The sequence below is a fragment of the Leclercia sp. AS011 genome (assembly GCF_037152535.1).
In the GTDB taxonomy this organism is placed as follows: Bacteria; Pseudomonadota; Gammaproteobacteria; order Enterobacterales; family Enterobacteriaceae; genus Enterobacter.
In genome coordinates, this window is sequence record NZ_JBBCMA010000002.1 from 436,713 (window position 1) to 458,357 (window position 21,645).

General features: G+C 55.6%; 22 protein-coding genes. 14 read left to right on the forward strand and 8 right to left on the reverse strand.

Annotated elements, in window-relative coordinates; genetic code table 11:
* The 10 genes from lpxD to tilS all read left to right on the forward strand — a co-directional run bounded on the left by lpxD (position 1) and on the right by tilS (position 12,649).
* Positions 1 to 1,026, forward strand: coding sequence for a UDP-3-O-(3-hydroxymyristoyl)glucosamine N-acyltransferase (gene lpxD / locus WFO70_RS14460; RefSeq protein ID WP_337016969.1), 1,026 nt, complete (start codon positions 1 to 3; stop codon positions 1,024 to 1,026).
* A 102-nt stretch (positions 1,027 to 1,128) separates the two neighbouring features.
* A complete protein-coding gene (gene fabZ / locus WFO70_RS14465) occupies positions 1,129 to 1,584 on the forward strand; it encodes a 3-hydroxyacyl-ACP dehydratase FabZ (RefSeq protein WP_007373234.1) in 456 nt (151 codons plus the stop codon).
* A gap of 3 nt (positions 1,585 to 1,587) precedes the next feature.
* A complete protein-coding gene (lpxA, locus tag WFO70_RS14470) occupies positions 1,588 to 2,376 on the forward strand; it encodes an acyl-ACP--UDP-N-acetylglucosamine O-acyltransferase (RefSeq protein WP_337016970.1) in 789 nt (262 codons plus the stop codon).
* Positions 2,376 to 3,524 carry a lipid-A-disaccharide synthase gene (gene lpxB / locus WFO70_RS14475; RefSeq protein WP_337016971.1) on the forward strand — a complete coding sequence of 383 codons (1,149 nt, stop codon included), beginning with the start codon at positions 2,376 to 2,378 and terminating at the stop codon, positions 3,522 to 3,524. Before lpxA ends, lpxB begins: the two co-directional genes overlap by 1 nt.
* Entirely contained in the window at positions 3,521 to 4,117 is a 597-nt protein-coding gene (rnhB, locus tag WFO70_RS14480; protein WP_337016972.1) for a ribonuclease HII, read from the forward strand. The genes lpxB and rnhB overlap by 4 nt, the downstream gene beginning before the upstream one ends.
* A 34-nt stretch (positions 4,118 to 4,151) precedes the next feature.
* Positions 4,152 to 7,634 (forward strand): DNA polymerase III subunit alpha, encoded by a 3,483-nt coding sequence (gene dnaE / locus WFO70_RS14485; protein ID WP_337016973.1) that lies wholly within the window; start codon positions 4,152 to 4,154, stop codon positions 7,632 to 7,634.
* 12 nt (positions 7,635 to 7,646) lie between these two features.
* On the forward strand, positions 7,647 to 8,606 hold the full coding sequence (accA, locus tag WFO70_RS14490; RefSeq protein ID WP_106994311.1) for an acetyl-CoA carboxylase carboxyl transferase subunit alpha: 960 nt from the start codon (positions 7,647 to 7,649) through the stop codon (positions 8,604 to 8,606).
* 100 nt (positions 8,607 to 8,706) lie between these two features.
* A complete protein-coding gene (locus WFO70_RS14495) occupies positions 8,707 to 10,845 on the forward strand; it encodes a lysine decarboxylase LdcC (RefSeq protein WP_337016974.1) in 2,139 nt (712 codons plus the stop codon).
* 59 nt (positions 10,846 to 10,904) lie between these two features.
* Positions 10,905 to 11,294 (forward strand): VOC family protein, encoded by a 390-nt coding sequence (locus tag WFO70_RS14500; protein WP_337016975.1) that lies wholly within the window; start codon positions 10,905 to 10,907, stop codon positions 11,292 to 11,294.
* Between the two features lie 62 nt (positions 11,295 to 11,356).
* Positions 11,357 to 12,649, forward strand: a complete 1,293-nt coding sequence (gene tilS, locus WFO70_RS14505; RefSeq protein ID WP_337016976.1) for a tRNA lysidine(34) synthetase TilS — start codon at positions 11,357 to 11,359, stop codon at positions 12,647 to 12,649.
* A gap of 28 nt (positions 12,650 to 12,677) precedes the next feature.
* Here tilS and rof read toward each other — a convergent pair whose 3' ends face one another.
* The gene (rof, locus tag WFO70_RS14510; protein WP_337016977.1) at positions 12,678 to 12,938 is read right to left on the reverse strand and encodes a Rho-binding antiterminator; all 261 of its coding nucleotides are present in this window, start codon (positions 12,936 to 12,938) and stop codon (positions 12,678 to 12,680) included.
* The gene (locus tag WFO70_RS14515) at positions 12,925 to 13,125 is read right to left on the reverse strand and encodes a YaeP family protein (RefSeq protein WP_142488310.1); all 201 of its coding nucleotides are present in this window, start codon (positions 13,123 to 13,125) and stop codon (positions 12,925 to 12,927) included. The genes rof and WFO70_RS14515 overlap by 14 nt, the downstream gene beginning before the upstream one ends.
* A 198-nt stretch (positions 13,126 to 13,323) precedes the next feature.
* Between WFO70_RS14515 and WFO70_RS14520 the strand changes: the two genes are divergently transcribed.
* The 3 genes from WFO70_RS14520 to nlpE are packed head-to-tail and all read left to right on the forward strand — an operon-like array spanning position 13,324 to position 15,014.
* A complete protein-coding gene (locus WFO70_RS14520; protein WP_337016978.1) occupies positions 13,324 to 13,869 on the forward strand; it encodes a YaeQ family protein in 546 nt (181 codons plus the stop codon).
* On the forward strand, positions 13,866 to 14,288 hold the full coding sequence (gene arfB, locus WFO70_RS14525; protein ID WP_337016979.1) for an alternative ribosome rescue aminoacyl-tRNA hydrolase ArfB: 423 nt from the start codon (positions 13,866 to 13,868) through the stop codon (positions 14,286 to 14,288). Before WFO70_RS14520 ends, arfB begins: the two co-directional genes overlap by 4 nt.
* A gap of 27 nt (positions 14,289 to 14,315) precedes the next feature.
* On the forward strand, positions 14,316 to 15,014 hold the full coding sequence (nlpE, locus tag WFO70_RS14530) for an envelope stress response activation lipoprotein NlpE (protein ID WP_337016980.1): 699 nt from the start codon (positions 14,316 to 14,318) through the stop codon (positions 15,012 to 15,014).
* A gap of 40 nt (positions 15,015 to 15,054) precedes the next feature.
* Here the strand turns inward: nlpE and proS are convergent, their stop codons facing one another.
* From proS to metN, 6 genes are all read right to left on the reverse strand, one after another.
* Positions 15,055 to 16,773 (reverse strand): proline--tRNA ligase, encoded by a 1,719-nt coding sequence (gene proS, locus WFO70_RS14535; RefSeq protein WP_337016981.1) that lies wholly within the window; start codon positions 16,771 to 16,773, stop codon positions 15,055 to 15,057.
* A 111-nt stretch (positions 16,774 to 16,884) separates the two neighbouring features.
* Positions 16,885 to 17,592, reverse strand: coding sequence for a tRNA (N6-threonylcarbamoyladenosine(37)-N6)-methyltransferase TrmO (gene tsaA / locus WFO70_RS14540; RefSeq protein WP_337016982.1), 708 nt, complete (start codon positions 17,590 to 17,592; stop codon positions 16,885 to 16,887).
* Positions 17,589 to 17,993 (reverse strand): Rcs stress response system protein RcsF, encoded by a 405-nt coding sequence (gene rcsF, locus WFO70_RS14545; protein ID WP_333855549.1) that lies wholly within the window; start codon positions 17,991 to 17,993, stop codon positions 17,589 to 17,591. The genes tsaA and rcsF overlap by 4 nt, the downstream gene beginning before the upstream one ends.
* 107 nt (positions 17,994 to 18,100) lie before the next feature.
* Positions 18,101 to 18,916 (reverse strand): methionine ABC transporter substrate-binding lipoprotein MetQ, encoded by an 816-nt coding sequence (metQ, locus tag WFO70_RS14550; protein ID WP_142488316.1) that lies wholly within the window; start codon positions 18,914 to 18,916, stop codon positions 18,101 to 18,103.
* A gap of 39 nt (positions 18,917 to 18,955) precedes the next feature.
* Positions 18,956 to 19,609: a methionine ABC transporter permease MetI gene (locus tag WFO70_RS14555; protein WP_032616645.1), complete on the reverse strand. Its 654-nt coding sequence runs from the start codon at positions 19,607 to 19,609 to the stop codon at positions 18,956 to 18,958.
* Positions 19,602 to 20,633 (reverse strand): methionine ABC transporter ATP-binding protein MetN, encoded by a 1,032-nt coding sequence (gene metN / locus WFO70_RS14560; RefSeq protein WP_337016983.1) that lies wholly within the window; start codon positions 20,631 to 20,633, stop codon positions 19,602 to 19,604. The genes WFO70_RS14555 and metN overlap by 8 nt, the downstream gene beginning before the upstream one ends.
* A gap of 187 nt (positions 20,634 to 20,820) precedes the next feature.
* Between metN and gmhB the strand changes: the two genes are divergently transcribed.
* A complete protein-coding gene (gmhB, locus tag WFO70_RS14565) occupies positions 20,821 to 21,387 on the forward strand; it encodes a D-glycero-beta-D-manno-heptose 1,7-bisphosphate 7-phosphatase (RefSeq protein WP_337016984.1) in 567 nt (188 codons plus the stop codon).
* The last annotated feature ends 258 nt before the right edge of the window (positions 21,388 to 21,645 follow it).

Below are 21,645 nucleotides of genomic sequence, written 5' to 3' on the forward strand. Positions count from 1 at the left end.
ATGCCTTCAATTCGACTAGCTGATTTAGCTCAGCAGTTGGATGCAGAATTACACGGTGATGGCGATATCGTCATCACCGCTGTTGCGTCCATGCAGTCTGCTAAGGCAGGCACTATCACCTTCATGGTAAGCCCGAAGTACCGTGAACATCTGGCGCTTTGCCAGGCGTCTGCTGTCGTACTGACGCAGGACGATTTGCCATTTGCCGCAGGTGCAGCGCTGGTAGTGAAGAACCCCTACCTGACGTATGCCCGTATGGCACAAATTCTTGATACCACGCCGCAGCCGGCACAGAACATCGCACCCAGTGCGGTGGTTGATCCGACGGCGCAGCTGGGTAACAACGTATCAATTGGTGCCAATGCAGTTATCGAATCAGACGTCGTGCTGGGCGATAACGTGGTCATTGGTCCCGGTTGCTTCGTGGGTAAAAAAACAAAAATTGGTGCAGGCTCTCGCCTGTGGGCCAATGTCTCCGTTTACCATGAGATCGAAATCGGTGAACATTGCCTGATCCAGTCCAGCACCGTCATTGGCGCTGATGGTTTCGGTTATGCCAACGATCGTGGTAACTGGGTGAAGATCCCGCAGCTGGGACGGGTGATCATCGGCGATCGCGTCGAAATTGGCGCATGCACGACCATTGACCGGGGTGCGCTTGATGACACGATTATCGGTAATGGTGTTATCATCGATAACCAGTGCCAGATTGCACATAACGTTGTGATTGGCGACAATACTGCGGTTGCCGGTGGCGTTATTATGGCAGGCAGCCTGAAGATTGGCCGTTACTGTATGATTGGCGGTGCCAGCGTCATTAACGGGCATATGGAAATATGCGATAAAGTCACGGTCACAGGGATGGGCATGGTTATGCGTCCTATTACCGAACCGGGCGTCTACTCCTCAGGCATTCCGTTGCAGCCTAACAAGGCGTGGCGTAAAACTGCCGCCCTGGTGATGAATATTGATGATATGAGCAAGCGCCTCAAGGCCATTGAGCGCAAAATCGATCAACAAAACTAAGCGTTCACCCGTTTAACGCACACTTCCCGGCCTGTCGGCTTTCTTTAAAACCGGCAGGCCGTGTTATTATTGCCATTCAGATATTTTGACAGGAAGAGTATTTTGACTACTGACACTCATACTCTGCATATTGAAGAGATTTTAGAACTTCTGCCGCACCGCTACCCGTTTCTGCTGGTAGATCGTGTGCTGGATTTTGAAGAAGGTCGTTTTCTGCGCGCAGTGAAAAATGTTTCTGTAAACGAGCCATTCTTCCAGGGGCATTTCCCTGGGAAGCCTATCTTCCCGGGCGTATTGATCCTGGAAGCGATGGCTCAGGCTACCGGTATTCTGGCGTTTAAAAGCGTTGGTAAACTGGAGCCGGGTGAGCTGTATTACTTCGCAGGTATCGACGAAGCGCGCTTTAAGCGCCCGGTTGTGCCTGGTGATCAGATGATCATGGAAGTGACTTTTGAAAAAACGCGTCGTGGCCTGACTCGCTTTAAAGGCGTAGCTCTGGTTGACGGCAAAGTTGTTTGCGAAGCAACCATGATGTGTGCGCGTAGCCGGGAGGCCTGATACGTGATTGATAAAACCGCCTTTATTCATCCAACCGCCATTGTGGAAGAGGGTGCCGTTATCGGTGCTAACGTCCACATTGGTCCATTTTGTATTGTTGGACCCCATGTCGAAATTGGTGAGGGTACCGTACTGAAATCTCACGTCGTCGTGAATGGTCATACGACCATTGGCCGCGACAACGAGATCTATCAGTTCGCCTCCATCGGCGAAGTTAACCAGGACCTGAAATATGCTGGCGAACCGACCCGTGTGGAAATTGGCGATCGTAACCGCATTCGCGAAAGCGTCACCATTCATCGTGGTACCGAACAGGGTGGTGGATTGACGAAGGTGGGCAGCGACAACCTCTTTATGGTCAACGCGCATATCGCGCATGACTGTACCGTAGGTAGCCGCTGTATTCTCGCCAACAACGCAACGCTGGCGGGACACGTATCAGTTGACGATCATGCCATCATTGGCGGCATGACCGCAGTCCATCAGTTCTGCATCATTGGTGCGCACGTGATGGTCGGCGGCTGCTCCGGCGTGGCGCAGGACGTCCCGCCGTATGTGATTGCGCAGGGCAACCATGCGACGCCGTTTGGCGTCAATATCGAAGGCCTGAAGCGTCGCGGCTTCAGCCGTGAAGCGATCATGGCTATCCGCAACGCCTACAAACAGCTGTACCGTAACGGTAAAACGCTGGAAGAGGCGAAGCCGGAAATCGCTGAACTGGCGAAACAGCATCCTGAGGTGAACGCGTTTGTGGAATTCTTCGCACGCTCAACTCGCGGTCTGATTCGTTAATGGTTGATAGTCGCCCGCTGACGATCGCCCTTGTCGCCGGAGAAACCTCCGGCGATATTCTTGGTGCCGGTCTTATTCGAGCGCTCAAAGCGCGCGTTCCCAACGCGCGCTTTGTCGGCGTTGCCGGTCCATTGATGCAGGCTGAAGGGTGTGAAGCCTGGTATGAGATGGAAGAGCTGGCGGTGATGGGGATCGTCGAGGTGCTGGGTCGCCTGCGTCGTTTGCTGCATATCCGCGCCGATCTGACGCGTCGTTTTACCGAACTCAAGCCCGATGTCTTTGTCGGCATTGATGCGCCTGATTTCAACATTACCCTCGAAGGTAATCTGAAAAAGCAGGGGATCAAAACCATCCATTACGTCAGCCCGTCCGTCTGGGCGTGGCGACAGAAACGCGTTTTCAAAATAGGCAGATCGACGAATCTCGTTCTGGCTTTCCTGCCTTTCGAAAAAGCGTTTTACGATAAATTCAACGTGCCGTGCCGCTTTATCGGCCACACCATGGCGGATGCCATGCCGCTGGATCCCGATAAAAATGCCGCACGCGACGCGCTCGGCATACCTCACCACGCTCACTGTCTGGCTCTGCTGCCGGGGAGCCGTGGTGCGGAAGTGGAAATGCTCAGCGCAGATTTCCTGAAAACGGCGCAGATCCTGCGTCAGACCTACCCCGATCTCGAAGTGGTCGTGCCGCTGGTGAATACCAAACGTCGGGAGCAGTTCGAGCGCATTAAGGCGGAGGTCGCCCCGGATCTGCATGTTCATCTGCTGGATGGCAAAGGCCGTGAGGCGATGGTCGCCAGCGATGCCGCGCTGCTGGCATCAGGCACCGCCGCGCTGGAGTGCATGCTGGCGAAATGCCCGATGGTGGTGGGCTATCGCATGAAGCCATTCACCTTCTGGCTGGCGAAACGGCTGGTTAAAACCGATTACGTCTCCCTGCCGAACCTGCTTGCCCGACGCGAGCTGGTCAAAGAGCTGCTGCAGGACGAGTGCCAGCCGCAGGCGTTAGCCGCTGCGCTGTTGCCGCTGCTGGCCGACGGCAAAACCAGCCATGAAATGCATGACACCTTCCGGGAACTGCACCAGCAAATTCGCTGTAATGCCGATGAGCAGGCGGCTGACGCGGTGCTGGAGTTAGCGCAATGATAGAATTTGTTTACCCTCACACCCATCTGGTGGCGGGTGTGGATGAAGTGGGGCGGGGGCCGCTGGTGGGTGCCGTTGTCACTGCCGCGGTGATCCTCGATCCTGCTCGTCCTATTATCGGTCTGAATGACTCGAAAAAATTATCCGAAAAGCGTCGCCTGGCGCTGTACGATGAAATTAAAGAGAAAGCGCTGGCCTGGAGTCTGGGGCGAGCGGAGCCGCATGAGATCGACGACCTGAACATTCTGCATGCCACTATGCTGGCGATGCAGCGTGCGGTGGCCGGACTGAGCGTGGTGCCAGAGTATGTGTTGATCGACGGAAATCGTTGCCCGGCGCTGCCCATGCCGTCGCTGGCGGTTGTCAAAGGCGACAGTCGGGTGGCCGAAATCAGCGCCGCTTCGATCATCGCTAAGGTTACCCGCGATGCCGAAATGGCCGCGCTGGATCTCACTTTTCCCCAGTATGGCTTTGCCCAGCATAAGGGGTATCCTACCGCTTTCCATCTGGAAAGACTGGCTGAACACGGCGCAACTGAACATCACCGCCGCAGTTTTGGACCGGTGAAACGCGCACTGGGACTGATGTCCTGAATCAAGACGCCAATAAGTAACGCGGAATCTGAAGATGGCTGAACCACGTTTCGTACACCTGCGGGTGCACAGCGACTATTCCATGATTGATGGGCTGGCGAAGACCGGGCCGCTGGTGAAAAAGGCGGCCGCCTTTGGCATGCCTGCGCTGGCGATCACCGACTTCACCAACCTGTGCGGTCTGGTGAAGTTCTACGGAACGGCGCACGGGGCCGGTATTAAGCCGGTGATTGGTGCCGATTTTCACGTTCAGAGCGAGCTTCTCGCCGATGAAATGACGCAGATCACCGTTCTGGCGATGAACAACACCGGTTATCAGAACCTGACGTTGCTGATCTCCCGGGCCTATCAGCGCGGCTACGGTCCGCAAGGGCCGTGGATCGATCGCGCGTGGCTGGCGGAGCTGAATGAAGGCCTGCTGCTGATCTCCGGCGGGCGTATGGGCGACATTGGCCGATGCCTGCTGCGCGGCAATGGCGCGCTGGTGGAACAGTGCGTCGATTTTTATAAAGAATTCTTCCCGGATCGCTTCTATCTGGAGCTGATCCGTACCGGCCGTCCTGATGAAGAGAACTATCTGCACGCCGCGGTGGCCCTTGCAGAAGAGCATGGTCTGCCGGTTGTGGCATCCAATGACGTGCGCTTTATCAATGCCGACGATTTTGATGCTCATGAGATTCGCGTTGCTATCCACGACGGCTTTACCCTCGACGATCCGAAACGTCCGCGCAACTATTCGCCGCAGCAGTACATGCGCAGCGAAGAGGAGATGTGCGAGCTGTTTTCCGATATCCCGGAAGCGCTGGAAAACAGCGTAGAGATCGCCAAACGCTGCAACGTCACCGTCCGCCTGGGCGAGTACTTCCTGCCGCAGTTCCCGACCGGGGACATGACCACGGAAGACTTCCTGGTCATGAAATCGAAAGAGGGTCTGGAAGAGCGTCTGGAATTCCTCTTCCCGGATCCGGCCGTTCGCGCCGAGAAGCGCCCGGCCTATGACGAACGTCTGGATATTGAACTCCAGGTGATTAACCAGATGGGGTTCCCCGGCTACTTCCTGATCGTTATGGAGTTTATCCAGTGGTCGAAGGACAACGGCGTGCCGGTAGGGCCTGGCCGTGGTTCGGGTGCCGGATCGCTGGTGGCCTATGCGCTGAAAATTACCGATCTCGATCCGCTGGAATTTGACCTGCTGTTCGAACGTTTCCTTAACCCGGAACGTGTCTCGATGCCCGACTTCGACGTCGACTTCTGCATGGAGAAACGCGACCAGGTCATCGAGCACGTGGCGGACATGTACGGCCGCGATGCGGTATCGCAGATCATTACCTTCGGTACGATGGCGGCAAAAGCGGTTATTCGCGACGTGGGCCGCGTGCTGGGGCATCCATACGGTTTTGTCGATCGCATCTCGAAGCTGGTGCCGCCCGATCCGGGCATGACCCTGGCGAAAGCCTTCGAAGCCGAGCCGCAGCTACCGGAAATTTACGAGGCTGACGAAGAGGTCAGAGCGCTGATCGACATGGCGCGCAAGCTGGAAGGTGTCACCCGTAACGCCGGTAAACACGCCGGTGGGGTGGTGATTGCCCCGACCAAAATTACCGATTTTGCGCCGCTGTACTGCGATGAAACCGGCTCGCACCCGGTCACCCAGTTCGATAAAAACGACGTGGAATACGCCGGCCTGGTGAAGTTTGACTTCCTCGGCTTGCGTACGCTCACCATCATCGACTGGGCGCTGAAGATGATCAACCCGCGCCGGGCCAAACAGGGTCTGGAGCCGATTGATATCGCGGCGATCCCGCTGGATGACAAGAAAAGTTTCGACATGCTGCAGCGTTCGGAGACCACGGCGGTCTTCCAGCTTGAATCCCGCGGCATGAAAGATCTGATCAAACGTCTGCAGCCTGACTGCTTCGAAGACATGATCGCGCTGGTGGCCCTGTTCCGTCCGGGCCCGCTGCAGTCGGGGATGGTAGATAACTTTATCGACCGTAAGCACGGTCGCGAAGAGCTCTCTTATCCGGATGTACAGTGGCAGCACGAAAGCCTGAAACCGGTCCTGGAGCCCACCTACGGCATTATCCTGTATCAGGAACAGGTCATGCAGATTGCCCAGGTGCTCTCCGGCTACACCCTCGGCGGCGCGGATATGCTGCGTCGTGCGATGGGTAAGAAAAAGCCGGAAGAGATGGCCAAGCAGCGCGGGACCTTTGAAGAAGGAGCGAGAAAAAACGGCGTTGACGGCGAACTGGCAATAAAAATCTTTGATCTGGTAGAGAAATTTGCCGGATACGGGTTTAACAAGTCACACTCCGCCGCCTACGCGCTGGTCTCCTATCAGACGCTGTGGCTGAAAGCGCACTACCCGGCAGAGTTTATGGCCGCGGTAATGACCGCCGATATGGATAACACCGAGAAGGTGGTCGGTCTGGTGGATGAGTGCTGGCGCATGGGGCTCAAGATCCTGCCGCCGGACATCAACTCCGGTCAGTACCATTTCCACGTTAACGATGACGGGGAGATTGTTTACGGTATTGGCGCCATTAAAGGCGTGGGTGAGGGGCCGATCGAAGCGATTATCGAGGCCCGTAATCAGGGCGGTTATTTCCGCGAGCTGTTCGACCTCTGCGCCCGTACCGATATTAAAAAGCTTAACCGCCGGGTGCTGGAAAAACTGATCATGTCCGGGGCCTTTGACCGCCTTGGACCACACCGCGCCGCGCTGATGAACTCGCTGGCCGATGCCCTGAAGGCCGCCGATCAGCATTCGAAAGCCGAAGCCATTGGTCAGGCGGATATGTTCGGCGTGCTGGCCGAAGAGCCAGAGCAGATCGAACAATCCTATGCCAGCTGTCAGCCGTGGCCGGAACAGACGGTGCTGGACGGCGAGCGTGAAACGCTGGGTCTGTACCTGACCGGGCACCCGATCAACCAGTATCTTAAAGAAATTGAGCGCTATGTCGGAGGCTATCGGCTGAAAGACATGCATCCGACAGAACGTGGTAAGATTACCACGGCTGCGGGGCTCGTCATTGCCGCGAGGGTTATGGTCACCAAGCGCGGCAATCGTATCGGCATCTGTACCCTGGATGACCGTTCCGGGCGGCTGGAGGTGATGTTATTCACCGACGCGCTGGATAAATATCAGCAGTTGCTGGAAAAAGACCGCATACTTATCGTCAGCGGACAGGTCAGCTTTGATGACTTCAGTGGGGGGCTTAAAATGACCGCCCGCGAAGTGATGGACATTGACGAAGCCCGGGAAAAATATGCTCGCGGGCTTGCTATCTCGCTGACGGACAGGCAAATTGATGACCAGCTTTTAAACCGACTCCGTCAGTCTCTGGAACCCCACCGCTCGGGGACCATTCCAGTACATCTCTACTATCAGAGGGCGGATGCGCGTGCACGATTGCGCTTTGGTGCGTCGTGGCGTGTCTCTCCGAGCGATCGTTTACTCAACGATCTGCGTGGCCTCATTGGTTCGGAGCAGGTGGAACTGGAGTTTGACTAATACAGGAATACTATGAGTCTGAATTTCCTTGATTTCGAACAGCCGATTGCAGAGCTGGAAGCGAAAATCGATTCTCTGACCGCCGTTGGCCGTCAGGATGAAAAACTGGATATTAACATCGACGAAGAAGTGCATCGTCTGCGTGAAAAGAGCGTAGAACTGACGCGCAAAATCTTTGCCGATCTCGGCGCATGGCAGGTTGCCCAGATGGCACGCCATCCACAGCGTCCGTACACCCTGGATTATGTCCGCCTGGCGTTCGATGAATTCGACGAGCTGGCAGGCGATCGCGCTTATGCTGACGATAAAGCTATCGTTGGCGGTATCGCACGCCTCGACGGTCGTCCGGTGATGATTATTGGCCACCAGAAAGGGCGCGAAACCAAAGAAAAAATTCGCCGCAATTTCGGGATGCCAGCGCCGGAGGGTTACCGCAAAGCCCTGCGTCTGATGGAGATGGCCGAGCGTTTCAACATGCCGATCATCACCTTTATCGACACCCCGGGTGCTTATCCGGGCGTCGGTGCAGAAGAGCGCGGTCAGTCTGAAGCGATTGCCCGCAACCTGCGCGAAATGTCACGCCTGAGCGTGCCGGTTATCTGCACCGTTATCGGTGAAGGTGGATCCGGTGGTGCGCTGGCGATTGGCGTGGGCGATAAAGTGAATATGCTGCAGTACAGCACCTATTCCGTTATCTCCCCGGAAGGCTGTGCATCCATTCTGTGGAAAAGCGCCGACAAAGCGCCGCTGGCCGCAGAAGCGATGGGCATTATCGCCCCGCGCCTGAAAGAGCTGAAGCTGATCGATACCGTTATCCCGGAACCTCTGGGTGGCGCGCACCGTAAGCCAGAAGTAATGGCGGCCTCGCTGAAGGCGCAGCTGCTGGCCGATCTCGCAGACCTCGACGTGCTGAGCAAAGAAGATCTGCTTAACCGTCGTTACCAGCGTCTGATGAGCTACGGTTACGCGTAAGTCAGGCCATACTCCGAAAAGCCGCACATTGTTGCGGCTTTTTTTATGCCTGCGGTTTACCTCAACTATGCTTAGTGAATGTTTTTTAAGGAGGTAAACCGTGAACATCATTGCCATTATGGGGCCGCACGGCGTCTTTTATAAAGACGAACCCATCAAGGAGCTGGAGCAGGCGTTAGCGTCGCGCGGGTTTCAACTCATCTGGCCGCAGAACAGCGCCGATCTACTGAAGTTCATCGAACACAATCCGCGCATTTGCGGCGTCATCTTCGACTGGGACGAATACGACCTCGAGCTGTGCAGCGATATCAATCAACTCAATGAATATCTGCCGCTGTACGCCTTTATCAATACCCACTCTACGATGGACGTCAGCGCCCACGATCTGCGGATGGCGCTGTGGTTCTTTGAATATTCACTGGGGGTGGCAGAGGACATCGCCACCCGCATTCAGCAATATACCGGGGAGTATCTGGATACCATTACGCCGCCGTTTACCCGGGCACTCTTTACCTATGTGAAAGAGGGGAAGTATACCTTCTGCACCCCGGGCCATATGGCGGGAACGGCCTATCAGAAAAGCCCGGTGGGCTGTCTGTTCTATGATTTCTTCGGTGGCAATACGCTGAAGGCGGACGTGTCGATCTCGGTGACGGAGCTGGGATCGCTGCTGGATCATACCGGCCCGCATCTTGAAGCCGAAGAGTATATCGCTCGCACCTTTGGCGCCGAGCAGAGCTATATGGTGACCAACGGCACCTCGACCTCCAATAAGATTGTCGGCATGTACGCCGCGCCGGATGGCAGTACCCTGCTGATTGACCGCAACTGCCACAAATCGCTGGCGCACCTGTTGATGATGAGCGACGTAGTGCCGATCTGGCTATCGCCCACCCGCAACGCACTGGGTATTCTGGGCGGGATCCCGCGCCGGGAGTTTTCCCATGCGGCGATTGAGAGCAAAGTGGCCGCCGTGCCGGGGGCAAGCTGGCCGGTTCACGCGGTGATCACTAACTCCACCTACGACGGCCTGCTCTACAACACTAATTGGGTAAAACAGACCCTCGATGTCCCCTCGATTCATTTTGACTCGGCATGGGTGCCCTATACCAATTTCCACCCCATCTACGCGGGTAAAAGTGGGATGAGTGGCGAGCGGGTGCCGGGCAAAGTGTTCTTCGAAACCCAGTCTACGCATAAGATGCTGGCGGCGTTTTCCCAGGCCTCGCTGATTCACATTAAGGGTGAATACGACGAAGAGACATTCAACGAAGCCTTTATGATGCACACCACCACCTCGCCGAGTTATCCGCTAGTGGCCTCGATTGAAACCGCCGCGGCGATGCTGCGCGGCAATCCCGGCAAGCGTCTGATTAACCGTTCCGTCGAGCGCGCCCTGCATTTTCGTAAAGAGGTCCAGCGCCTTAAAGATGAAGCCGACGGCTGGTTCTTCGATATCTGGCAACCGGACGATATTGACGAAGCCGAATGCTGGCCGGTTGCACCAGGCGAAAGCTGGCACGGCTTCCGCGATGCCGATGCGGATCATATGTTCCTCGATCCGGTCAAAGTCACCATTCTTACGCCGGGCATGGACGAGCAGGGCATCATGAGCGAGGAGGGGATCCCGGCGGCGCTGGTAGCGAAGTTCCTCGATGAGCGCGGCGTGGTGGTCGAAAAAACAGGGCCCTATAACCTGCTGTTTCTGTTCAGTATCGGTATTGATAAAACCCGGGCGATGGGCTTGCTGCGTGGCTTGATGGAATTTAAGCGCGCCTACGATTTGAATCTGCGGGTTAAAAATATGCTGCCGGATCTCTATGCCGAGGATCCTGACTTTTACCGCAACATGCGCATTCAGGAGCTGGCCCAGGGGATCCACAAGCTTATCCGCCAGCACGATCTGCCGCGCCTGATGCTGCAGGCGTTTGACGTTCTGCCGGAAATGAAGCTCACACCGCATCATGCCTGGCAGCGCCAGGTGAAAGGGGAAGTGGAAACGGTCGATCTGGAGGATCTGGTGGGGCGGATCTCAGCCAATATGATCCTGCCCTATCCGCCGGGCGTACCCCTGCTGATGCCTGGAGAGATGATCACCGAGCAGAGCAGGGCGGTGCTCGATTTCCTGTTAATGCTCTGCTCGATTGGTCGTCACTATCCGGGATTCGAAACGGACATTCACGGTGCCAAAAGGGATGAAAACGGCATCTACCGGGTACGGGTCCTAAAAGCGCAGTGACCCCTTGCACAGCATGGGGGTTCGGATATAACGTTCAGGCACTTTAAAAAGGAGAGACTATGCTGGGCTTAAAGCAGGTTCACCATATTGCCATTATTGCCACCGACTACGCCGCAAGTAAGGCGTTTTACTGCGATACGCTGGGATTTACCCTGCAGAGTGAGTTTTACCGCGAGGAACGCGACTCCTGGAAGGGCGATCTGGCGCTGAACGGCCAGTACGTCATCGAGTTGTTTTCGTTCCCCTTCCCGCCGGCGCGCCCGTCCCGGCCGGAAGCCTGCGGTCTGCGTCACCTTGCCTTTAGCGTGGATGACATCGACCAGGCCGTGCAGCATCTCGAATCGCATGGCGTAAAGTGCGAAGCCATTCGTATCGACCCTTTCACCGGAAAACGCTTCACCTTCTTCAACGATCCTGACGGCCTGCCGCTGGAGTTGTACCAGCAGTAACGCTTGCCTCCATAAGAATTGCCCGGTAACGTGCCGGGCATCTTTCTGCATAAATAACGACGATGACCACAGCCGATCTTCAGCAAGCCCTCCACCCGTACCGCCGACTGCTGGTGGGATTTAGCGGTGGCCTGGATTCCACGGTGTTGCTGCATCAGTTGATGCGCTGGCGTGAACAGGATCCCGGTCTCGAACTGCGCGCTATTCATGTTCATCACGGTCTGAGCCCGCATGCGGACAGCTGGGTCGCGCACTGCGAAAGCCTCTGTCGCGAATGGGCTATCCCGCTGATCGTGACGCGAGTGGCGTTAAGGGAGGAGGGGCTGGGGCTGGAAGCGCAGGCGCGCAAGGCGCGTTATGCCGCTTTTCGCGAGGCGCTTCTGCCTGGCGAAGCGCTGGTCACGGCGCAACACCTGGACGATCAGTGTGAAACTTTTCTGCTGGCGCTTAAGCGCGGCAGCGGCCCGGCAGGGCTGTCGGCCATGCCCGCGCGGGCGCGTTTTGGGGATACTGAACAGATCCGTCCCCTGCTGAGTGAGACGCGCGAGTCGCTGCACGAGGAGGCGCAGCGTTGGGGCCTTCGCTGGATAGAGGATGAAAGCAACCAGGACGACAGCTATGACCGCAATTTCCTGCGGCTGCGCGTCGTGCCCCTGCTGGCGCAGCGCTGGCCGCATTTCGCTCAGGCTACCTCCCGTAGCGCCACGCTGTGCGCGGAGCAGGAGCAGCTGCTTGACGAGCTGCTGGCTGACGAGCTGGCGTCACTGGTTTCCAACGACGGGGCGCTGGCGATTGCGCCGCTGGAGGCGATGAGCGTGGTGCGTCGGGCGGCGCTTCTGCGAAGATGGCTGGCGGCGCACGGGGCCTTAATGCCGTCCCGGGCTATGCTCACCCGGCTCTGGGAGGAGGTGGCGCTTGCCCGGGAAGATGCGGCACCGCAACTGCGCCTGGGGGCGGGAGAGATCAGGCGTTTCAGGGGGCAGCTGTGGTGGGTGAAAAGCCATGCCTCGCTGGGCGATCGCATTATCGACTGGCCTTCGCTGGATCAACCTCTACAACTGCCGGAAGGCCTGGGCGCTCTGCACATTCAGGCGGGCGGTAATTTACGCCTGCCGCAGCCCGACGAGCCGGTGACGGTACGTTTCCGCGCCAGCGGAACGCTGCACATTGTCGGGCGCAACGGCGGACGCAAGATCAAAAAAATCTGGCAGGAGCTCAATGTTGCTCCCTGGCGTCGGGATGCCACACCGCTGCTGTTTTACGGCGAAACGCTGGTCGCGGCGGCCGGGGTGTTTGTGACGAGAGAAGGAGCGGCGGATACGGAGACGGGCGTACAGCTGGAGTGGAAAGCGTAACGGACAGCGGGCTGCCCGTTACAGCGGATCAGGACTCGCTCACCACGACGGTGCCGATTTCGGGATGGCTGAAGCTGGCAATTTTATCGAGACGGAGTTCGCGCGTTGCGCCGCCGTCCTCGATCACCAGGTACTCCACATTTTTACGGGATACCAGATCGTTCGCCTTTGCCTTCAGAACTTCGCCATCTTTTAGCGCCAGCGTCAGAACCAGATGATGCTGGCAGGCGAGTTCGAGGTTGTCATAGTCATCGCAATTGATGGGTTGATAAGTTTCATTCATTGACATAATCGCTCACCAGTAAATTCGCAGCAGCATAAGCCGCTTTTTCTCTGACCGATTCTGAAAGCGTGTCATCCGACGCCATTTCATTCAGAACTTTCAATACACAGCCCAACGCATCAGGGATGTATCCCAGATCGCCGCTGGCAATTTCCGCATACCGTTTGCGAATTAACTCACAATAATTATTCACATCCCCTCCTGCCAGCGCACTGACTTTACTGTGAGATACAATTAAGCCTACGAGCATAAACCCGGTTTAGCAAGGTGACTATACCATACTCATTTAAGCAATATCAGCAGGTTGATGTGGCAGACATTCGCGAGCCTGTAACAGCCTTTTGGCGGAGATTTCGCTACAATGCGCACCTGATTCGAAAGGAGTTCTCTCATGGCGCTTAAAGCGACAATTTACAAAGCCGCAGTCAATGTGGCGGATTTAGACCGCAATCAGTTTCTGGATGCGACCCTGACGCTGGCGCGTCATCCATCGGAAACGCAGGAGCGCATGATGCTGCGCCTGCTGGCATGGATTAAGTATGCCAACGAGCGCCTGCAGTTTACCCGCGGGTTGAGCGCGGAAGACGAGCCGGAAGCCTGGCTGCTTAACGACCATCTGGGGATCGATCTGTGGATTGAGCTCGGCCTGCCGGATGAACGCCGTATTAAGAAAGCCTGCACCCAGGCTGCCGAAGTGGTGCTCTTTACCTATAACAGTCGCGCCGCGGAGATCTGGTGGCAGCAGAACAAGAATAAATGCTCACAATTCAAGAACCTGTCGGTATGGTATCTTGATGATGAACAGCTCGCTGCGCTGAGCGCCTTTGCCGGGCGTACCATGAGCCTGCAGGCGACGATTCAGGATGGCGCCATCTGGTTATCGGATGCTGAGAATAATCTGGAAATTCATCCTGAAGCCTGGCAGTCACGCTCATGATTGTCCTGTCCCGAACTGTCAGCCTTCCAGATAATGAAGTTGAGATCACCGCGATCCGCGCGCAGGGCGCGGGTGGTCAGCATGTCAATAAAACCTCAACGGCCATTCATCTGCGCTTTGACATTCGGGCATCCAGCCTGCCAGAGTACTATAAAGAACGCCTGCTCGCCGCCAGCCATCATCTGATCACTAGCGAAGGGGTGATTATCATCAAGTCGCAGGAGTACCGCAGCCAGGATATGAACCGGGAAGCGGCGCTGGCCCGGCTGGTGGCGGTGATCCAGGCGTTAACGGCAGAGCAAAAAAGCCGTCGGGCCACCCGCCCGACCCGCGCCTCGAAAGAGCGCCGTCTGGCTTCGAAATCACAGAAATCGTCCGTCAAGGCGCTGCGCGGCAAAGTCCGCCGCCCTCAGGATTAACGGGCGGGATACGATAAGGAATACAAAGTGAAAACAGCGATATTTTCAGTGGTGGCAGCAAGCACGCTGTTCATCCTGATGGGGTGCCATAACCGCGCAGAGATGCAGGCGCTGGAACCAACCCAGGCAGAGGCGTTAAAACCGATGCAGCAGAGCTGGCGTGGCGTTTTGCCCTGCGCCGATTGCGAAGGCATCGAAACCTCGCTGTTTCTGGAAAAAGATGGCTCCTGGGTGATGAACCAACGCTACCAGGGGGGCAAAGCGCCTTCCTCCTTTGCCAGCTACGGCACATGGGCACGCACCGCCGATAAGCTGGTGCTGACGGATACGGCGGGTGAAAAGCGCTATTTCCGTGCCAAAGGCGAAGGACTGGAGATGCTCGACATGCAGGGCAATGCCATCGAATCACAGTTTAACTATACGCTGGCACCGGTCACCGCCGCGCTGCCGGCAACGCCAATGGCGATGCGCGGCATGTATTTCTATATGGCTGATGCAGCGATCTTCACCGACTGTGCCACCGGCAAAAAGGTGAGCGTGGCCAATAACGCTCAGCTGGAGCGGGATTACGCGGCGGCGCGCGGAAGTGATACCAAACCGGTGCTGCTCACGGTTGACGGGCACTTTACGCTGGAAGCTAACCCGGACAGCGGCGAGAGAGTGAAAACGCTGGTGCCGGATCGGAACGCCAGGTTTGAAGCAGGTAAGAACTGCGACAGCAAATAGCTGAAATAAAAAACCCCGCCGGAGCAGGGTTTTTTGTGGCTTAGCCCTTGATGGCTTTCACCAGGTAATCCAGCACGTCACCGGTTTTGAGCATCTGCTTCTCGCCGTTACGACGATACTTGTACTCAATCTCTTCGTTATCGAGGTTACGATCGCCAATGACCACGGTGTGCGGAATACCGATCAGTTCCATATCAGCAAACATCACGCCTGGACGCTCTTTACGATCGTCCATCAGCACTTCGATACCCTGGGCACGCAGCTCGCTGTACAGCTTCTCGGCCAGCTCCTGCACGCGGTAGGACTTGTGCATGTTCATTGGCAGGATCGCCACCTGGAACGGTGCAATGTTATCCGGCCAGACGATACCGCGCTCGTCGTAGTTCTGCTCAATAGCCGCAGCAACCACACGCGTAACCCCAATACCGTAGCAGCCCATGGTCAGAACCTGGTTACGGCCATCTTCACCCTGAACGGCAGCGTTCATCGCGCGGGAGTATTTATCACCCAGCTGGAAGATGTGACCGACTTCGATACCGCGTTTGATCATCAGGGTGCCTACGCCGTCCGGGCTTGGATCGCCTGCCACCACGTTACGAATATCAGCCACTTCTGGTGTCGCCACATCGCGATCCCAGTTGATGCCGAAGTAATGTTTGCCGTCGATGTTCGCGCCAGCGGAGAAGTCGCTCATCGCGGCTACCGTACGGTCAACCACAACAGGGATTGGCATATTCACTGGACCCAGAGAGCCAGGACCGGCATTCACGACGGCACGAATTTCTGCTTCCGTTGCGAACGTTAATGGGCTGGCAACCTGCGGCAGCTTCTCTGCTTTCACTTCGTTCAGCTCGTGATCGCCACGCACCAGCAGGGCAACCAGCGGGAATGCGCTGCCTTCGGTAGATTTTACCAGCAGCGTTTTTACCGTTTTTTCGATCGGCAGATTGAACTGCTCAACCAGCTCGGCGATGGTTTTCGCGTTTGGTGTATCAACCAGCGTCATCTCAACAGTGGCTGCTGCACGAGGTTCTTTTGGCGCCAGCGCTTCTGCAAACTCGATGTTAGCGGCGTAGTCTGAGGAGTCAGAGAAGATCACATCGTCTTCGCCGCTCTGTGCCAGCACCTGGAATTCATGAGATGCGCTACCGCCGATAGAGCCGGTATCAGCCTGTACAGCACGGAAATCCAGACCCATGCGGGAAAAGATTTTGCTGTATGCCTCATACATCTTGTCATAGGTCTCTTGCAGTGATTCCTGAGAAGTATGGAAAGAGTAGGCATCTTTCATCAGGAATTCACGGGAACGCATCACGCCAAAACGCGGGCGCACTTCGTCGCGGAATTTGGTCTGGATCTGGAAGAAGTTCAGCGGCAATTGCTTGTATGAGCTCAGCTCATTACGGATCAGGTCGGTAATCACTTCTTCATGCGTTGGGCCGAGAACAAATGGACGATCGCCACGGTCGGCAATACGCAGCAGTTCCGGACCATACTGCTCCCAGCGTCCACTCTCCTGCCAAAGTTCAGAGGGCTGAACTACCGGCATTAACACCTCGATAGCACCGGCGTTATTCATCTCTTCACGCACGATGTTTTCGACTTTTTTCAGAACGCGCACGCCGGTCGGCAACCAGGTATACAACCCTGAGGCCAGCTTGCGGATCATCCCGGCGCGCAGCATCAGCTGGTGGCTGATGACTTCGGCGTCGGCAGGTGTCTCCTTCAGTGTGGAGAGCAGATATTGGCTAGTACGCATGTTGTTACGGTTCCATTTCGACGATTGGAACAGGCTGACCGGCAGCCTGACACAAAAAAAGTGGTTTAGTTTACCAGTGTGGCAATGATGCCAAAAGAGAAGAGAATAAAATTACTGCGGCTCAAGGGCAAACACTTCGAAACCCGCAGAAGTGACGCGCCAGCGAACGTTAAAATCCAGCAGCAGAACGGCGTAAGTTTTCCCGGTCCCTTCCTCTTTTCGGTAGGCCGGACGGGGATCCTGCGCCAGCACCTCGACGATAAAATCCCGCAGGCGAGGGTAGCGCTTTTCCAGCTCGATTAAGCGGGGAGCCAGTTCGTCGGAAAAGTAAACGGGCATATCCGCCAGCGGGGCCTGCTGGGCGTAGCTGGCACGCGCATCCGGTACCGCTTCGGCAAAGGGCAGATAGGGTTTGATATCCACCACCGGCGTGCCATCGACCAGATCCAGACTGCCAAGCTCGAGGATCACCTGATCTTTCTGACAACGAATGCCTTTCAGCTCAACGAGTGACATCCCGACAGGGTTAGGGCGGAAGGTCGAGCGTGTGGCAAACACCCCCATCCTGGCATTACCGCCGAGACGAGGTGGACGCACGGTAGGCCGCCAGCCGCCCTCCATGGTCTGATGAAAGATAAACAGCACCCACAGGTGGCTAAAGGCTTCCAGTCCGCGCACGGCATCGGCCTGATTATAGGGAGCAAGCAAGTGAAGTTCGCCGCCACCGCTTTTTACCAGCCCTGGCTGGCGTGGCACGGCAAACTTCTCTTTATAGGGCGAGCGGATAACGCCTATCTGCTCGAACTGGAATGCACTCATTTTGCCGAGACGTTAAGGGCAGAACCCACGCAAACGGCCTGACGGTAGCAGCCTGGCGTGCCGCTGGTCACTTCGCAGCTGTGCAGCAGAACCGCATTGGCCTTCATTTTGGAAGCATTGACCTGCATGCGTTTACGCGCAGTCGGGATATTTGGAGGAGAGTCCTGATTGGTAGCCTGGCAGGAGTCGCCGGAGACTTCACCCAGATCGCGGAACGGTTTACCCACTAAGGCTTCTGCGCTGGTGTAGATTTTGACGGGCGCAGGGCGTGGCGCTTTTGGCTTTTCAGGTTCCACTTTAGGCGGGGTTGCTGTGCTTTTAACAGGTTCAACAGGAGATCTGCTTAGCATAGAACAGCCGCTCAGCATCAGTGCTAAAAGACAGATCGGTAAAGCACGCATAATATTTCCTCTATGAATAATCAAATCGTCAGATATTGAATCAGTTGCCTGCATAAATGACAAGACGGGCTTTCGCCCGTCATGAATGATATTACACAGAGGTCAGATTACCAGCCTTTAACTGCTCCGCCGTTAAAGACTTTGTTCGCTTCCTGGTAAACTTCGTCAGACTGGTAAGCCTGAACGAATTTCTTCACGTTCTCTGCGTCTTTATTATCTTCGCGGGTCACGATCAGGTTAACGTACGGGGAGTCTTTATCTTCAACGAAGATGCCGTCTTTCGCTGGGGTCAGGTTGATCTGGCTGGCGTAAGTGGTGTTGATAACCGCCAGGGCGATCTGCGCATCATCCAGAGAGCGTGGCAGCTGCGGTGCTTCCAGCTCAACAATTTTCAGGTTTTTTGGGTTCTCGGTAACGTCCAGAACGGTCGGCAGCAGGCCAACGCCGTCTTTCAGTTTGATCAGGCCCACTTTCTGCAACAGCAGCAGGGAACGGCCGAGGTTAGTTGGATCGTTCGGTACTGCTACCTGAGAACCGTCCTGCAGCTCCTCTAACGATTTGATCTTTTTAGAGTAGCCCGCGATTGGGTATACGAAGGTATTGCCTGCCGCAACCAGCTTGTAGCCGCGATCCTTGATCTGCTGATCCAGGTACGGTTTGTGCTGGAAGGCGTTAGCATCGATATCGCCTTTGCTCAGCGCTTCGTTCGGCAGAACGTAATCGTTGAAGGTCACCAGCTCGACGTCGAGGCCATATTTCTCTTTCGCCACTTTGGCTGCCGTCTCGGCAACCTGCTGTTCCGCACCGACGATAACGCCCACTTTGATGTGGTTTGGATCTTTTTCATCCTGACCGCAGCCTACCAGTGCCAGAGAGCCGATCAGCGCGCCTACCGCAGCAAAGGTCTTCAATTTAAACGCCATGTTCTTATCCTTAACTCGTCGAGTTTGTGTTGTGTAACGTTATTTGTGCGTAACAGCCCGGACGATGCGATCGCCAGAGAATTGAATGAGGTAAACCAGCACAACCAGCAGAACCAGTACGGTATTCATGACGGTGGCATTGTAGCCAATGTAGCCGTACTGATAACCGATCTGACCCAGACCGCCGGCACCGACAGCACCACCCATCGCAGAGTAACCCACCAGGGTAATCAGCGTGATGGTCGCGGCATTGACCAGACCTGGCAGGGCTTCTGGCAGTAAGATTTTGCGCACGATCTGCATCGGCGTCGCACCCATGGCGCGTGATGCTTCAATCAGACCCGATGGGATCTCTAACAGCGCGTTCTCAACCATACGGGCAATAAAGGGCGCAGCCCCTACGGTAAGCGGAACAATCGCCGCCTGCAGGCCGATGGAGGTTCCAACAATAACGCGGGTGAATGGAATCATCCATACCAACAGAATAATGAAGGGAATGGAACGGAAGATGTTCACCAGCGCAGAGAGCGTGCGATACAGCTTCGCATTCTCAATAATTTGTCCCGGGCGGGTGACATACAGCAGCACGCCCACCGGCAGGCCAATGACAAACCCGAAAAAGCCGGATACGAAGGTCATCGCCAGCGTTTCCCATACGCCGCGCGCCAGCAACCACATCATTGCCTCAGACATAACCCAGTACCTCTACTTTTACATGATGCTCTTGCAGCCAGGCGATAGCCGCCTGGGTATCCTGTTGCGTGCCGTGCATTTCGGTCAGCATGATGCCGAACTTCACGCCACCGGCGTAATCCATCTGCGCGCTAATAATGTTGTTGTTAACGTTGAAACGACGGGCGGTTTCAGACAGTAGCGGGGCATCCACTGACTTGCCGGTAAACTCCATCCGCAGCATTGGAACGCTGTTGGCTTCTGGTTGCACTTTTAAACGTGCCAGATAGTCTTCCGGAATGTCCAGATGCAGGGTGGCCTGAATAAACTGCTGCGCCAGTGGTGTTTTCGGATGTGAGAACACTTCACTTACGGTGTCTTGTTCAATCAATTCACCCTGACTGATCACCGCCACGCAGTCGCAGATGCGTTTAACCACGTCCATCTCATGCGTAATAAGGAGGATGGTCAGTCCCAGTCGACGGTTGATGTCTTTTAACAGTTCCAGAATGGAGCGGGTGGTTGCAGGATCCAGGGCGCTGGTGGCTTCGTCACAGAGCAGCACTTTTGGGTTGCTGGCCAGCGCTCGCGCAATGGCCACGCGCTGTTTTTGGCCGCCGGATAAATTTGCCGGATAGATATCATGCTTATCGCTCAGGCCGACCAGCTCCAGCAGCTCGGTAACGCGACGTTTGATTTCCTCTTTAGGCGTGTTGTCCAGCTCCAGCGGCAGGGCGACGTTGCCAAACACGGTACGCGAGGAGAGCAGGTTGAAGTGCTGGAAGATCATGCCAATCTGGCGGCGAGCTTTGGTTAAATCCGATTCAGAAAGCGTTGTCAGCTCCTGGCCATCAACCTGAACCTGACCTTCGGTAGGACGCTCGAGCAAGTTAACGCAACGGATGAGCGTACTTTTACCTGCACCTGAGGCGCCAATGACGCCATAAATTTGTCCAGCCGGAACATGCAGGCTAACGTTGTTCAACGCCTGAATGGTACGGTTCCCTTGCTGGAACACTTTGGTGATATTCGAAAGTTTAATCATTAGATTATTTTTATCGTATGTAAGTTAGCCGTGGCATTTTCTGCTGCCTTGTACGGGCGATGACCGTCAACAAAACGGATGTTAAGGCATCCAGACGTCTAAATCAATCCAACTCTGCGCGATGAGCACTTTATTGCGCGGTGATTCATGAGATACTAGCCGGACATCCCTTTTCAGGAGCAAACCGGTGGCAAAATCAGTACCCGCAATTTTTCTCGATCGTGATGGCACGATTAATGTCGATCATGGCTACGTGCATGAGATAGACGAATTCGAATTCATCGATGGCGTGATAGATGCCATGCGTGAATTAAAAGAGATGGGTTTTGCGCTGGTGGTGGTAACCAACCAGTCAGGTATCGCGCGCGGTAAATTCACCGAAGCACAGTTTGAAACCTTAACCGAATGGATGGACTGGTCGCTGGCCGATCGTGGTGTTGACCTGGACGGTATCTATTATTGTCCTCATCACCCGCAGGGCACTGTAGAAGAGTATCGTCAGACCTGTGATTGTCGTAAACCGCATCCGGGCATGTTCATCTCGGCACAAGAGTTCCTTCATATAGATATGAGCGCTTCCTATATGGTGGGTGACAAACTGGAAGATATGCAGGCAGCTGCCGCGGCAGGTGTAGGGCATAAAATTCTGGTGCGTACCGGCAAACCCGTCACGCCAGAAGCAGAAAATGCAGCGGATTGGGTGATTAATAGCCTGGTGGCGCTACCGGAAACCATCAAAAAGCAGCAAAAATAGACGTTGTGGCGAAAAGGTGAGCGGTTGAAATAAAATTGTCGTTTTCCGCTTGTCACTGTCAGAGAACTCCCTATAATGCGCCTCCATCGACACGGCGGATGTGAATCACTTCACACAAACAGCCGGGCCGGTTGAAGAGAAAAGCGCGAAATAATCGCTTGACTCTGAAAGAGGAAAGCGTATTATACGCCACCTCGCAACGGTGAGCGAAAGCCGCGTTGCACTGCTCTTTAACAATTTATCAGACAATCTGTGTGG